General features: G+C 33.4%; 13 protein-coding genes and 1 pseudogene. 8 read left to right on the top strand and 6 right to left on the bottom strand.

Going from position 1 to position 14195, the window contains the following annotated elements:
- The coding region (locus ACNQGB_RS14690; RefSeq protein WP_472777131.1) for a hypothetical protein at positions 1 to 180 on the bottom strand (180 nt) is incomplete at its 3' end.
- A 421-nt stretch (positions 181 to 601) separates the two neighbouring features.
- Complete coding sequence (locus tag ACNQGB_RS14685; protein ID WP_417944773.1) at positions 602 to 1279, bottom strand: DUF4294 domain-containing protein; 678 nt, start codon at positions 1277 to 1279, stop codon at positions 602 to 604.
- A gap of 82 nt (positions 1280 to 1361) precedes the next feature.
- Between ACNQGB_RS14685 and ACNQGB_RS14680 the strand changes: the two genes are divergently transcribed.
- Positions 1362 to 2450: a M42 family metallopeptidase gene (locus ACNQGB_RS14680; RefSeq protein WP_417944774.1), complete on the top strand. Its 1089-nt coding sequence runs from the start codon at positions 1362 to 1364 to the stop codon at positions 2448 to 2450.
- Positions 2451 to 2624: 174 nt separating this feature from the next.
- A pseudogene (locus ACNQGB_RS14675) lies at positions 2625 to 3079 on the top strand (DUF1801 domain-containing protein).
- A gap of 57 nt (positions 3080 to 3136) precedes the next feature.
- Here ACNQGB_RS14675 and ACNQGB_RS14670 read toward each other — a convergent pair.
- Together ACNQGB_RS14670 and ACNQGB_RS14665 are read right to left on the bottom strand one after the other, a co-directional pair.
- Positions 3137 to 4090, bottom strand: coding sequence for a phosphoribosylaminoimidazolesuccinocarboxamide synthase (locus ACNQGB_RS14670; RefSeq protein WP_417944775.1), 954 nt, complete (start codon positions 4088 to 4090; stop codon positions 3137 to 3139).
- A gap of 100 nt (positions 4091 to 4190) precedes the next feature.
- Positions 4191 to 6539 (bottom strand): S9 family peptidase, encoded by a 2349-nt coding sequence (locus ACNQGB_RS14665; RefSeq protein ID WP_417944777.1) that lies wholly within the window; start codon positions 6537 to 6539, stop codon positions 4191 to 4193.
- A gap of 494 nt (positions 6540 to 7033) precedes the next feature.
- Between ACNQGB_RS14665 and ACNQGB_RS14660 the strand changes: the two genes are divergently transcribed.
- The gene (locus ACNQGB_RS14660) at positions 7034 to 7204 is read left to right on the top strand and encodes a hypothetical protein (protein WP_417944778.1); all 171 of its coding nucleotides are present in this window, start codon (positions 7034 to 7036) and stop codon (positions 7202 to 7204) included.
- A gap of 487 nt (positions 7205 to 7691) precedes the next feature.
- Here ACNQGB_RS14660 and ACNQGB_RS14655 read toward each other — a convergent pair whose 3' ends face one another.
- Together ACNQGB_RS14655 and ACNQGB_RS14650 are read right to left on the bottom strand one after the other, a co-directional pair.
- Complete coding sequence (locus ACNQGB_RS14655) at positions 7692 to 8642, bottom strand: PhoH family protein (protein ID WP_417944780.1); 951 nt, start codon at positions 8640 to 8642, stop codon at positions 7692 to 7694.
- A 21-nt stretch (positions 8643 to 8663) separates the two neighbouring features.
- Complete coding sequence (locus ACNQGB_RS14650) at positions 8664 to 9182, bottom strand: hypothetical protein (protein ID WP_417944782.1); 519 nt, start codon at positions 9180 to 9182, stop codon at positions 8664 to 8666.
- A 121-nt stretch (positions 9183 to 9303) separates the two neighbouring features.
- On the opposite strand from ACNQGB_RS14650, the gene ACNQGB_RS14645 reads away from it, so the two are divergent.
- The 5 genes from ACNQGB_RS14645 to dnaN all read left to right on the top strand — a co-directional run bounded on the left by ACNQGB_RS14645 (position 9304) and on the right by dnaN (position 14191).
- Positions 9304 to 10131 carry an SAM hydrolase/SAM-dependent halogenase family protein gene (locus ACNQGB_RS14645; RefSeq protein WP_417944784.1) on the top strand — a complete coding sequence of 276 codons (828 nt, stop codon included), beginning with the start codon at positions 9304 to 9306 and terminating at the stop codon, positions 10129 to 10131.
- A gap of 59 nt (positions 10132 to 10190) precedes the next feature.
- A complete protein-coding gene (locus tag ACNQGB_RS14640) occupies positions 10191 to 10487 on the top strand; it encodes a putative quinol monooxygenase (RefSeq protein ID WP_417944786.1) in 297 nt (98 codons plus the stop codon).
- A 71-nt stretch (positions 10488 to 10558) separates the two neighbouring features.
- On the top strand, positions 10559 to 11284 hold the full coding sequence (gene gldF, locus ACNQGB_RS14635; protein WP_417944788.1) for a gliding motility-associated ABC transporter permease subunit GldF: 726 nt from the start codon (positions 10559 to 10561) through the stop codon (positions 11282 to 11284).
- Positions 11284 to 12969, top strand: coding sequence for a gliding motility-associated ABC transporter substrate-binding protein GldG (gene gldG, locus ACNQGB_RS14630; protein ID WP_417944790.1), 1686 nt, complete (start codon positions 11284 to 11286; stop codon positions 12967 to 12969). The genes gldF and gldG overlap by 1 nt, the downstream gene beginning before the upstream one ends.
- 103 nt (positions 12970 to 13072) lie before the next feature.
- The gene (gene dnaN / locus ACNQGB_RS14625) at positions 13073 to 14191 is read left to right on the top strand and encodes a DNA polymerase III subunit beta (protein ID WP_099715409.1); all 1119 of its coding nucleotides are present in this window, start codon (positions 13073 to 13075) and stop codon (positions 14189 to 14191) included.
- The last annotated feature ends 4 nt before the right edge of the window (positions 14192 to 14195 follow it).

Raw genomic sequence — 14195 nt, 5'->3', positions numbered from 1 at the left:
ACCACCTTTATTCACTTCTACAAGCTTTTTATTTACTTTTTTTTGCCTTTTTCTTAACTTATGTTTTAAATCACTGTAAACGTGAATTTTGTAAGTGAAGTTTTTTTCGCTCACAACCACGCTACAAAGCAGAGGGTGATGAAATGCATGAAAAAATAGGCTTTGCATACCTAAATACATGCGTATGTTACCTGGATATATTTCTTAGATCTTTCGGAATTCGTTCTTTGTTCTTGTTTGAACAGCACTTCTCCTTGCCTGAATCTTTCAAAATAGCCTGCCTTAACAGTATTCTAACCAAAAAAATACTCGAGATAGATAAAATGCTTTTCCTTACATACTAATCGCTTTTTCATTTTCTACTATATATAAGGTAACCAGATTTTGGGTTGGCGTTAGTTCTTATTCTCTGGATTGGACTGATTATCCTAAATATTCTGGGCGCGCGTTAGGGATAGCAGCGAATAGCCCACAGGTAAGTGAAGTGCAACGGAACTTAACGAGGACTTGTAGCGATGAGCCCGACTCCTTATATATACAAAGGCGATTATCCTTTTCGATAATCGCCTTTGTATATATAAGGTGGAACGCCAAAAAAAAATTACTTTTTCAACTTTTCAGCTCTAGATTCCCAAGAGTCAGTTAGATTATCATAATCAACTGGTTTAGCCGGATTCTGATTTTGTAATCTTCCCGAATCGAAAGCCCGCACTAATATCGTTTCTATCAGATAGTCTTCATTAACATCGAAAGGTGCGTACTTTGTTTTCAAATTAATGTCAAACATACTTGCCGCCGTATTAGACCAAAAAGCTTTCCAACCACTTTTGAGATTTTTGACCAACTCATATGTTGTAGTGCCTGTTTGTCGATGAATCAATTTGACTAATATTTGGCCTTGTTTACGAGAAAGCTTTTTAAGTTTAGCTTCGAACTCATTACTCAAATAATTCTCTACTATCTTAAAGTATCTTTTTTTCTCCTTATTTGTTTTAAGGTTTGCCATTCCTTTATTAAGAATGGTTAATCTCTCAGACGCTAGTTTTGCATAAGGATAGGTTTTGTACACGCGACTTTGTAGCAGTAAAAATTGCTTTCTTGCATCGGGATCCATTTTTCCCTTATATATTAACACTTCGGGTAATTGAATAGTATCATTCAGTATCGATTCGTCATCTTCTAACTCATACCCCATCTTTGTAGTATCCTGAGGTATGACCTGTGCATTAAGAGACAGGGTGGTAAATAAACAAAAAAACAAAAATTTAATTAGCTTCATATAGGGAAATTTAATTGCCAAAATTATACATTATATACACAAGTGTAATGCCAAATTTATAATTTAGCAAAAAAATAATTTTATGAGCACTAAATCAATATTAAACAAGTCATCACTTGAGTTTTTAGAAAACTACCTTAATAATGCATCACCCACAGGTTATGAAAGTGGCGGGCAGAAATTATGGATGGAATACCTGAAACCTTATGTAGATACTTTTATAACGGATACTTATGGTTCTGCTGTTGGTATCATAAATCCAGATGCACCTTATAAGGTAGTGATTGAAGGTCATGCTGACGAAATTTCATGGTACGTTAATTATATTACGGATGATGGATTAATCTATGTGATTAGAAATGGTGGTTCAGATCACCAAATTGCACCTTCGAAACGCGTTAACATTCATACTAAAGCAGGAATTGTAAAAGGTGTTTTTGGCTGGCCGGCTATTCATACTCGAAATAGAGGAAAAGAAGAAGTAGCAAAAGTGGACAATTTATTCATTGACATTGGTTGTGAAACAAAAGAACAGGTAGATAACATGGGAGTTCATGTAGGTTGCGTGATTACATATCCTGATGAATTCATGATTTTGAACGAAAACAAATTTGTTTGTCGCGCCATTGACAACCGTATGGGAGGATTTATGATTGCCGAAGTAGCTCGTTTAATGCACGAAAACAAAATAAAACTTCCTTTTGGATTGTATATCACCAATTCGGTTCAGGAAGAAGTAGGTCTTCGTGGTGCAGAAATGATTACCAAAACCATCAAACCGAATGTTGCGATTGTCACTGATGTTTGCCATGACTCCACTACTCCAATGATCGAAAAGAAAATTGAAGGTGATACAAAAATTGGTAAAGGTCCTGTAGTAACTTACGCTCCTGCTGTTCAGAATAATTTGAGAGAATTGATTTTAGACACTGCTATTGCAAATGACATTCCGTTCCAAAGACTGGCTTCTTCTCGTGTTACGGGTACGGATACCGATGCTTTTGCATACAGTAATGGCGGCGTAGCTTCGGCTTTGATATCCTTGCCTTTGCGTTATATGCACACTACGGTTGAAATGGTGCATCGTGATGACGTTGAAAACGTGATTAAATTGATTTATGAAACCTTATTGAAATTAGAAAACGAAGAAACATTCTCTTATTTCAAATAGTTTTTTGGAGCTAATCCCGCTATCTGTTGCAATCTTTCTAGTCCTGAACTTGTTTCAGGATCCTGAAACAAGTTCAGGACTAGAAAGGATTTCCACTTTTATCGGGGCTAAAAACCGCAGTTCAAATTATGAATTGCGGTTTTTTTGTTAACTTTACTGATACAATTAATAAAAATGCAATCTACTGCCAAATCAATAGAAGCGTATTTAGAAGAAATCCCCAAGGATAGAAAAATTGCTTTTGCAAAACTTCGGAAAACTATACAAGAGAATATTCCGAATGGATTTGTTGAACAAATGTCCTATGGCATGATTGGTTATGTAGTGCCACATTCCATCTATCCAAACGGATATCATTGTGAACCAAAACTTCCGTTACCCTTTATAACTATTGCTTCCCAAAAAAACTTCATTGCACTTTACCACATGGGAATTTATGCTAAACCGGAATTACTGAATTGGTTTGTCTCCGAATACCCAAAACACAGCAAACAAAAATTAGATATGGGAAAAAGTTGCATCCGATTTAAAAAGATCGACCAAATCCCTTTTATTTAATTGCTGAACTCGTGCAAAAAATAGCAGTAGAAGAATGGATTACTTGTTATGAATCATCATTTAAAAAATAAAAAACCGCAATTCAAAATTATGAATTGCGGTTTCTATTTACCCATATGCCAAATGTGCTATCTGTTCGCTAGATATTCTAAAACATTTTTCTCTATTCTTTCATCTATATTGGTGATGTCTGCTTTTACGAATTTTTCTCCTAAGATATTTTCGTATAATTCAATATATCTTTCAGAAACAGTTTCTATATATTCGTCTGTCATATTAGGAATTTGTTGCCCTTCCAGACCTTGAAAACCATTTTCGATTAACCAACGACGAACAAACTCTTTAGATAATTGTTTTTGTTCTTCTTCGCTGTTTTGACGTTCCTGATATCCTTCGGCGTAAAAATAACGAGAAGAATCCGGTGTGTGAATTTCGTCAATTAAGACAATAACCCCTTCTTTAGTTTTACCAAATTCATATTTGGTGTCCACCAAAATCAAACCACGACTAGCAGCAATTTCAGTTCCTCTTTGAAACAAATCTCTAGTGAATTTTTCTAAAACGATATAGTCTTCTTCTGAAACAATTCCTTTCGATAAAATATCCTCACGAGAAATATCCGCATCGTGCTCTCCGTTATCCGCTTTGGTAGTCGGCGTAATAATAGGTTCTGGGAATTTATCATTCTCTTTCAAATAATCTGGCATTTTCACGCCGCAAATTTCTCTTTTGCCAAGCGCATATTCACGAGCAGCATGACCTGAAACATAGCCACGAATTACCATTTCAACTTTAAAAGGCTCACATAAATACCCCACAGCCACATTAGGATCAGGAGTTGCAATTAGCCAGTTCGGAACAATATCCTGCGTCAATTCCATGAATTTAGTAGCAATTTGATTAAGAATCTGACCTTTATATGGAATTCCTTTTGGTAAAACTACATCAAAAGCCGAAAGCCTGTCCGTAGCTACCATAACCAATAATTCATCATTGATATTATACACTTCTCTTACTTTACCGCGGTAAACAGATTTTTGGTTTGGAAAATTAAAATCAGTAGTTGTGATGGTGTTGCTCATTATACTAGTTGTGTGTGTGTTTTTGTTCCTGCAAATTTAAAACTATTTCATAGAGTTTCGCAAAGAAGCTAACTCTTAAATTTCATTTTTAGCTGTAAAGTTATTTTTTAAGCAACGTTTCGTTGAATAAGTCTAAGATTCGGCTGTATTCGTCAATCCAAGAATAAGTTTCTTTAAAACCGTGTGCTTCCACTGGAAAACTGGACAAACTCCATTTTTTCTTCCCTAATTCGATAAAACGCTGAGACAAACGAACGATATCTTTGTATTCTACATTGTCATCGACCATTCCGTGAAGCATCAACAAATCGCCTTGTAAATTATCTGCAAAATAGATTGGAGAACTTTTTTTGTAAGCATCTGGATCTGTTTCTGGGAAATTAAGAATGTTTCCTGTGTAGCCATGATTGTAATGCGCCCAATCAGTAACAGAACGTAATGCAGCTCCAGAGGCAAACTCTTTTGGAGTTGTTAACATTCCCATCAACGTGATGAAACCTCCGTAAGAACCCCCATAAATCCCAACTTTTGAAGCATCAATTCCATGATTTTCGACTAGATATTTCTTACCGTCTATTTGATCTGTTAAATCTTTTCCGCCCATAAAACGGTAAATTCCTGTTCTAAAATCTCGTCCATATCCATCACTTCCCCTGTAATCAATATCTAAAACGGTATAACCTAAATCGACTAATAAATTATGAAACATATATTCTCTGTGGTACGTACTCCAATAGTTGTGTGCGTTTTGCAAATAACCTGCACCATGAACAAACAAAATTGCAGCTTTATTCGCATTCGCAGTTTGTGGTTTGTATAATCTGGCATTTACAGGAGTTCCATCCTGCGCTTTGAAAGTAATTACTTCCGGTTCACGCCATGAATATCCTTTGAAACTTTCCGATGTTGAAAACGTTATCTGATTTAAGTTGGTATTCATTTTATTAGGCGCTACGTACAATTCCCAAGGTTTATTTTTGTAGGAATAACGAACTAATAGGGTACTTTCATCTGGAGACAAACTCACTTCATTAGCGCCATCTTTAGTTAAAATAGGTTGCAAAACGGCATTTGCCACGTCTACTTTATAAAAATTTCTGTTTCCCGGATGAGTAGTCGTTGCGGTTAAATAAAAAGACTTTTTGTCTTTTGACAAACTTACGTTACGCACTTCCCAATTTCCTTTGGTCAACTGTGTTTTCTTTTTTGACTTTAAATTATAAGTGTATAAATGAGAATAACCCGTTTCTTCGGATTGAAAATAAACCGTTTCATTATCTCCCAAAAATCCAAGTGTACCTCGTGCGTAAGAATTAGAAGGGATTCCAGGTCCTCCTATCCAAGCTTCATCATGTTGATGATCTAATTCTTGAAAAGTTCCATTTTCTAAATTTAAACTAACAATCCATCGGTCTTTATTGTCCTGACTTCTTATTTCACTAATTGCATATGAACCGTTTTCATTATAAACAGGTTCTTGAACTACAATTAGTTTGTCCTTTTTTGCTGCAGTTTTTGATTTTTCATACAACTCAAAATATTTAGGAACATCCTGAATGTGACTCAACGATGAAAAATTTACAAAATAAACAGAATCTTTGGCGATGTTATAAATCCCGAATTTAGTAGCCAATACATTATCTACTGAAACTTTTTCTTTCGTTTCTTCAATTTGGTTGTAACCATCAGCAGTTATGAAAAGTTCCATTTTTTCACTCTTGCGTTCTGAATCTTCTATTAATCTAAAGGTGGCGAAGTTTCCTTTTGGATCCACTTTCAAACTTCCAAAGGTATTTTTTCCATAAAAATAGGGCTTTGGAAAATCAGATTTTGTAGCTTTTGATTTTGCCAAATTCCATTTTTTAAGTGCTTCTTGATCTCTGACGAATTGAAACAATTCCTCTTGTTGGTTTTTCAAAAAAGACTCTTTATCTGTGGTTTTCTCATCCGATTTTCCTTTACGAAAGTTTGTGATTTGAATAATGGACCCTTCATTGGTATTGAACTGAAAAAGATTTTCATTTTGTCTGAAATAAAGTATACCCGGAACAGCACCCATTTGTAAATTAGCAATCGGACTACTTTGCTGATAGAGTTTTTTCGAGGTTTTACTTTTCAAAGAATATGAAAATAGTCTTCCTTTATCGATGTAATAATACAAATCGGGATTGGTAGTTTTTTTGAAATCTAATTTCGAAAAAGCAGCTTCATTTGGTGATGCCAATTCAGGTTTTGATAATCCGTTTTTCCAAAAATAAGTGCTGGTTCCCAATTCATTATTTGGATTCCAATCAAAATACACTTTTTGTCCATCTAAAGACCATCTTTCGTTTTCTGGAGAAACTCCAATGAAAGCATTTCCTTTCATGATTTCTTCGAGTTTTAGCGATTGACTTTGAGCTGAAATTGAAAAAAGAATAGCGAGGATAACAGTAATTATTTTATTCATTTGTTTAATTTGTTTTAAAATAGGTTTATTTGGGTTTTGCATAGATATTAAAAAATTAAAATTTTGCTTTTAAGGCATTGATTCATACGATCTTAAAAAAAATGATATTGTAGCTTCAAAAAAATCGATACTTTCTTGAAAAACTCAAAAATACTTATTGCGATGAATCTTGCTAAATGCTATCTGATTATAGTTTAACATCACATTTTGTTCAAGCAACACAATCAAAACAGTTTAGTGTTTATTAAAATTTTTTTTTAACTATCTATTCCTAACCGTGTAGCTTACTATTTTTTACGGCAATAATACAAAAGCAATATACTTCAAAAATTAAAAATCGGTATTTTTAACTTCTTTTATTTAGTTTAAGATTTTTATAGCAATGGTTCTCAATAAAACTTATGCGGTCTTACAATAAATTAACGTTTAATCTAAATTAAATTTTAAAATTTGTTAATTTTTACTTATATTAGTAAAAAATTTAAATATATCATATGAAATCATTTGTTTTAAAGTGGTATCCAATAATATTAGCGTTCATTTGCATGTTATATTCAATTGGGTTAGGATTAGCCGGAAGGCAAGAAGAAGCTTTATATTCGGCTCATTGGCCAGGAACAATTTTATTATTCGCAATAGCAATCCGTCAAAGAAGAAAACCATGAGTATCAGTTTTTTTATTATTGGAGGCATAATTTTTTTAATTTATATGTGCCTAACGTTTTGGAACATTTTTTATTCGAATAAAAAACAAAGGGAAGAAAATTATCCCAATTTAAACGATAAAATTGTTGAGGACAAAAATGAAAATATTTAATTATTAACTGTAAAAGAAAGTCATACTTTTATTTTATCTAGTTTCAATATTATTCATTCTTAATGTAAGTAAGACTTGGGAATATATCAATTTTAAAGACCATTTCTATCTACTTTACATCGCCTAAAAATATTAATATTTAATTTAAATTTATTTGAAAGGGTAACAAATTAACTTCATTAATTCAGCTTTTTATGCAAGAATTAATGAAGTTTTTTGTATTTTTTTAATTCAAATTTTAAACTTGATAATAAGTGCTGCAAAGTACTATTTGTTTATTACATCCCAGCAACTTGCCTAAAATTAAGACATTTGATGTCGATGAAATTATAATTCTAATCGTTATTTTCAATCATTTTATAGGCATCAATTACTTTTTTGACTAATCTATGTCGAACAATGTCTTTGTCATCCAGATAAATGATTCCTATTCCATCAATATCTTTTAAAACCAATAACGCTTCTTTAAGTCCAGATATGGTTCTTCGTGGTAAATCGACCTGGCCAGGATCTCCAGTAATCATAAACTTAGCGCTCTTCCCCATACGGGTTAAGAACATTTTCATTTGGGAATGTGTCGTGTTTTGTGCTTCATCCAAAATAACAAAAGCGTTATCGAGCGTTCTACCGCGCATGAATGCCAACGGCGCTATCTGAATAATTCCCTTTAAAATGTAATCTTCTAATTTTTCATTGGGTAACATATCGCGTAAAGCATCATAAAGGGGTTGCATGTACGGATCTAATTTTTCCTTCATATCTCCAGGTAAAAAACCTAAGTTCTCCCCTGCTTCTACCGCCGGACGCGTCAATATGATGCGTTTAACTTGTTTTTCTTTTAAAGCTTTAACAGCCATAGCAACTCCAGTATATGTTTTTCCGGTTCCTGCAGGACCAACAGCAAATACCATATCATTTTTTTCCATGGTATCGACCAGTAATTGCTGGTTGGGTGTCATCGGTTTGATGATTTTCCCACCTACTCCATGTACTAAAATTTTATCGTGATCGGCCATTCTCTCCACCTGTTGCCCATCACTTAGAATTACACGTTCTATAACATTATTATCTATAGTGTTATAACGAGTAAAATGAAGCATTAGCCTTTGAAAACGTTTCTCAAACTCGTCTAAAACCTCTTTTTCTCCAAAAGCTTTTATGGTTGTTCCCCGAGCGACAATTTTTAATTTGGGATAGTATTTTTTAATTGTTTCAAGATGAGTGTCTTGAGCGCCCCAAAAGTCTTTTGGAGCGATGTCTATGAGCTCAATTATTCTTTCGTTCAAATGATACTATTTTTAGTGTTTTTAATTTAAAGTTAATCTCAATCCAATTCCGTTTGAATTGGTAATTAGATCCAGTCTTGGTTCATTGAATTGTTTGTATCCTGTTGCATTTTGATTGTTATAATCCGTAACTACATTTTTAATTTTATTAGAAAAACCAATTTTAACAGGAATCGCAATTAAAAGTTCAGCAAGGCCAGCAAAAGCAATAATCTTTGGAATTAATCTATCACTTTCATCAACATACACTCCATTCATACCAGATTCAAATCCTGAAATTACGTAAGCAAATGTTCCTGTAACTAATAATACTGGACCAGAAATAAGCAATATGTTGCCGATAGTTTTTTTTGTTCTGCCGATATTGTAATCTTTGAGAAGTTTTTCATTACTTTTTAATAAATGCCGTATCTGATACGGTGAAATTTCATTGTTTTCAGTATCGGTAATGTTACCGTTAGAATTGTAAACTAGTTTTTGTGAATGCGATTGTAAGCAACAAAAGAAGAAAAAAAGAAGATAAAATAAAGGTTTGATCATGTGTTAGTTTTAAATTCAAATTAAAATTCTAATTAATTAAAGCCTAAAATACTTTAGCTTTGCGTTTCTCAAATTTAATGAAAATTAGGTTCATAAAACACCAATAGTTATAAACAAATTTATGTCAATAATTACCCTTACTTCCGATTATGGCTTGAAAGACCACTTTGTAGGTGCGCTGAAAGGGAAAATTTTATCTGAGTATTCCGAAGCAGTTATTATTGATATTTCACACGAAATAGATCCATTCAACACAGTAGAAGCACATTACATAATTGGTGCATCGTATTCTAGTTTTCCAAAAGGTACCGTACATCTTATAGGAGTTGATATGGAATCCAATAAAGAGAACCAACATATTGTCATGCAATGGAACGATCATTATTTTATAGCTGCTGATAATGGCATTTTAAGCATGCTGTCGCAAAAAATTGTGCCACAAAAGATCGTTGCTATTACAATTCATGACCGTTTACCAAATGAGGCAACTGATCTCGATGTCTTCGTAAAGGTAGCCTGTCATCTATCCAAAGGTGGTTTAATGAATGTTATTGGTAGAGAAATTAATACAATCAAGAAAGTCACAAATTTGCAAGCTACGCTATCAGATGATGGTAGTTCGCTCAAAGGAAATGTGATTTATATTGATCATTTTGGCAATGTCGTTACTAATATTTCAAAAAAATATTTCATTGAAGTGGCCAAAGGAAGACCTTACGAAATTGTTTTGAAAACCAAAAATATCAAAACTATTTTACCCAACTACTCCGCCATTGCAAGTTCTGATAAATATCCGATCAAATCATATGAAGGAGAAAAATTAGCCATTTTCAACGAAGCTGGTTTTCTTGAAATTGCCATATTTAGGAGCAACCCCTCTAAGGTAGGTTCTGCAAATAGCTTATTGGGATTGAATTATAGAGATATAATTAATATAGTGTTCAGATAGCTGTGTTCAGTAACCAGTTTTAAAATCATAAATCGTTAATCTAAAATCATAAATCCCAAATGTTTGTACGCATAGTAAAATTAAGTTTTCACCAGGAACATATTCCTGCATTTTTAGAAAACTTTGAGTTGATGAAAGATAAAATACGAAATGCGCCCGGAAATCGTTTCTTAGAATTGTATCAGGATAAAAATAATAATAGCATTTTCTTTACTTACAGCTACTGGGAAACCGAAGCTGATTTAGAAAATTACAGAAATTCCGAACTTTTTTACGATGTTTGGACATTCACAAAGAAATTATTCAACGACAAACCAGAAGCTTGGAGTGTAGATAAGTTAGTTACTTTGGTTTAAAGTTTTTTAGTTTAAAGTTGAGCAACTTTAAACTTTAAACCTTAAACCTTAAACTTTTAAACAAAAAATAAATGAAATCAATAGTTTTACGAGAGATAAAATCCTTTTTTGGTTCGCCAATAGGCTACTTAGTTATCGCCATTTTTCTAATTATCAACGGCCTGTTCCTTTGGGTTTTCGAAGGAGAGCATAATATTTTGAATACTGGTTTTGCTGATTTGACTCCATTTTTCACACTAGCGCCTTGGATTTTAATATTCTTGATTCCTGCAGTAACGATGCGCAGTTTTTCGGATGAAAAAAAACAGGGAACGTTAGAATTATTATTGACCAAACCATTGAGTATTTGGCAAATTGTAAATGGAAAATTTCTTGGCGCTTTGCTTTTAATTGTAATGGCCATTATTCCAACCTTTATTTATGTGGCCGTTATTTCTAGTTTAGGAATACCAGAAGGCAATATCGATATGGGAAGCACCATTGGTTCTTATTTTGGATTATTGTTCTTGATAGCTGCGTATTCAGCCATAGGAATATTTACATCAACCTTGTCTGATAACCAAATTGTAGCTTTTATTGTCGCAGTATTTTTATGTTTTTTCTTTTATTTTGGATTTGAAGGTTTAGCAACTGTTGTTCCGAACATGTCGACCTTAATTGCTTCATTAGGAATGCAACATCATTTCAAGAGCATGAGCCGAGGCGTATTAGACACTAGAGATATACTTTATTTTACAAGCATAACCGTTGTCTTTCTATCCTTTACTGTTTATAATCTAAAATCTTTCAAATCGTAATGACTACTTCTAAGAAAAATAACCTAAAATCAATATTGATTATCCTTGCTGTTGTAGTGGTTGCGAATGTGATTGGAAGTTCCTTTTTTCATCGTTTTGATCTAACAAAAGATAAAAGGTACACGCTTTCCCTTACATCTTTGAATATCATCAAGCAAGTTCAAAATCCGTTATCTATAAAAGTATACATGCAAGGTGATTTGCCGGCTGAATTCAAACGTTTACAACAAGAAACGAAACAATTACTAGAAGAATTTCAGGCATATAACTCCAATATTGTTTTTGAATTCGTAGATCCTTTGGAGAACGAAGACGCCAGCATGGACAATATTAAAGATTTGTATCGAAAAGGGCTTACGCCAATAAACATCACCGTTGACGACAAAGGAAAACAATCCCAAGCGATGGTTTTTCCTTGGGCGATTGCCGTTTATGACAATAAGGAAGTAAATATTCCACTGCTGAAAAATATTATGGGCGCGTCAACTACACAAAAAGTGATTGGCTCTGTGCAACATTTGGAATACTCCATTGCCGAAGCGCTCAATAAGATTACTAAAGCCAAACAAAAGAAAATTGCAATTATTAAAGGAAATGGAGAATTGCAAGATATTTTGATGGCTAAATTTCTTTTGCAAGTCCGCGAAAGTTATTTTATCGGGCCTTTTACTTTAGATTCGGTTGCAAAAAATCCTATTGCCAGTTTGCAAGCTTTAGAGAAATATGATTTAGCTGTAATTGCTAAACCTACTGAAACGTTTACCGATGCTGAGAAACAAGTTTTAGATCAGTTTATCATGAACGGCGGGAAAACTTTATGGCTGATTGACCAAGTCTCAGCAGAAATGGACAGTTTATACAATCCTTCTGGATCTACTTTGGCGTATCCACGAGATTTAAACTTGAATGATATGTTCTTTAAATACGGCATTCGAATCAACCCTGATTTAGTAAAAGATGAACAAGGAAGTCCCATAAAACTAGCCACCGGAGAACAAGGAAGTGCAACACAATTTCAAGAATTTAATTGGAAATTTGCGCCCCAAGTGTATCCAAATAGTTTGAATCCTATTGTGAAAAATTTAGGAGGAATCAAATTTGATTTTGCAAATCCTATCGATACTTTAAAAAACGGAATTAAGAAAACCATACTGTTGGAATCCTCACAATATTCGAAAAAAATAGGAACCCCAACAACGATAAATCTAAATATAGTTGCCGAAAAAACTTCGCCAAACGATTATTTAAACACAGGAAAGATTCCATTATCTGTTTTATTGGAAGGATCATTTCATTCCATGTTTGAAAACAGAGTTCTACCCTTTGAACAAAACACGTTTAAAGCAATAGGACAAAAAAACAAGATGATTGTGATTTCTGATGGTGATTTAATAAAAAACCAATTGGATAAAAACTTCCAACCCATAGAATTGGGCTACGATCAAAGGTCAGGAAATTTGTATGATAACAAAGATTTCCTAATCAATTGCGTCAATTACCTATTGGATGACAACGGACTTATTAACATTCGAAGTAAAGATCTTGATTTGCCTTTATTGGATAAAGAAAAAGTTTATGAAAACTACACCCAAACACAAATCCTAACTATCGGACTTCCAATTCTAATTTTAATACTTTTTGGTGTTGTGTTTACTTTCGTTCGAAAAAGAAAATACAGCAAATAGATGTTAATAAAAAAGTTTCCAAACTAGAATAGTTTACGATATATTTGTATCCTATATCGTGTTTCGAATTAAAAGGAATACAATAAAAAATAAAACAAAACAGATGAAATTTATAGTATCGAGTTCGTACTTATTGAAACAATTACAAGTTTTAGGAAATGTTATCAACAGTAGTAATACCTTGCCTATTTTAGATAATTTTTTATTTGATTTAGACCATAATGTACTAACCGTTTCTGCTTCAGATTTAGAGACAACTATGTCTGCAACTTTAGGAATTGATTCAGAAAGTAAAGGAAGCGTTGCTGTCCCTGCAAAATTGTTATTGGAAATCCTTAAAACATTCCCAGAACAGCCGTTAACTTTCACCGTTGAAGAAAACAGTACGATTGAAATTAGTTCTAATTCTGGAAAATATGCTTTGGCGTACGCTCCTGGAGATGAATTTCCAAAATCGGTTAATTTAGATGATCCGTCTGTAACACTTGTTCCAGCTGATGTTTTGGCAACTGCGATAAGCAAAACTATTTTTGCTGCCGGAAATGATGATTTACGTCCGGTTATGTCTGGAGTATTTTTCCAGTTTTCGCCACAAGGTTTAACATTTGTAGCTACAGATGCACACAAATTAGTTAAATATGCTCGTACGGATGTAACGGCTTCGCAAGTGGCTGATTTTATTATGCCAAAGAAACCTTTAAACATCTTAAAAAATATTCTTGGAACTTCAGATGCTGAAGTAAAAATTGAATATAACGATTCGAATGCTACTTTTTCTTTTGATAATTATGTTTTAATGTGTCGTTTAATTGACGGAAAATATCCAAATTACGAAGCGGTAATTCCGAAAGAGAATCCAAATAAATTAATGATTGACCGATCTCAATTTTTAAGCTCTGTGCGTCGTGTAGCTATCTTTTCGAACAAAACTACACACCAAATTAGATTGAAAATTGCTGGTGCTGAGTTGAATGTATCTGCAGAAGATATTGATTATTCAAACAAAGCCGAAGAAAGATTGACTTGTGATTACCAAGGTGATGATATGCAAATAGGCTACAACTCTCGTTTCCTGACAGAGATGTTGACTAATTTGCAATCTGATATGATTATGCTTGAAATGTCATTACCAAATAGAGCTGGAATCTTAACTCCAGTTGATGGATTAGAGGAAGGCGAAACTGTTACCATGCTTGTAATGCCTGTAATGCTAAACAGCTAAGATT

This window comes from Flavobacterium frigidum (assembly GCF_048286795.2).
Note: the sequence above shows the minus strand (reverse complement) of the source record. Positions and strands in the feature narration are given on the sequence as shown.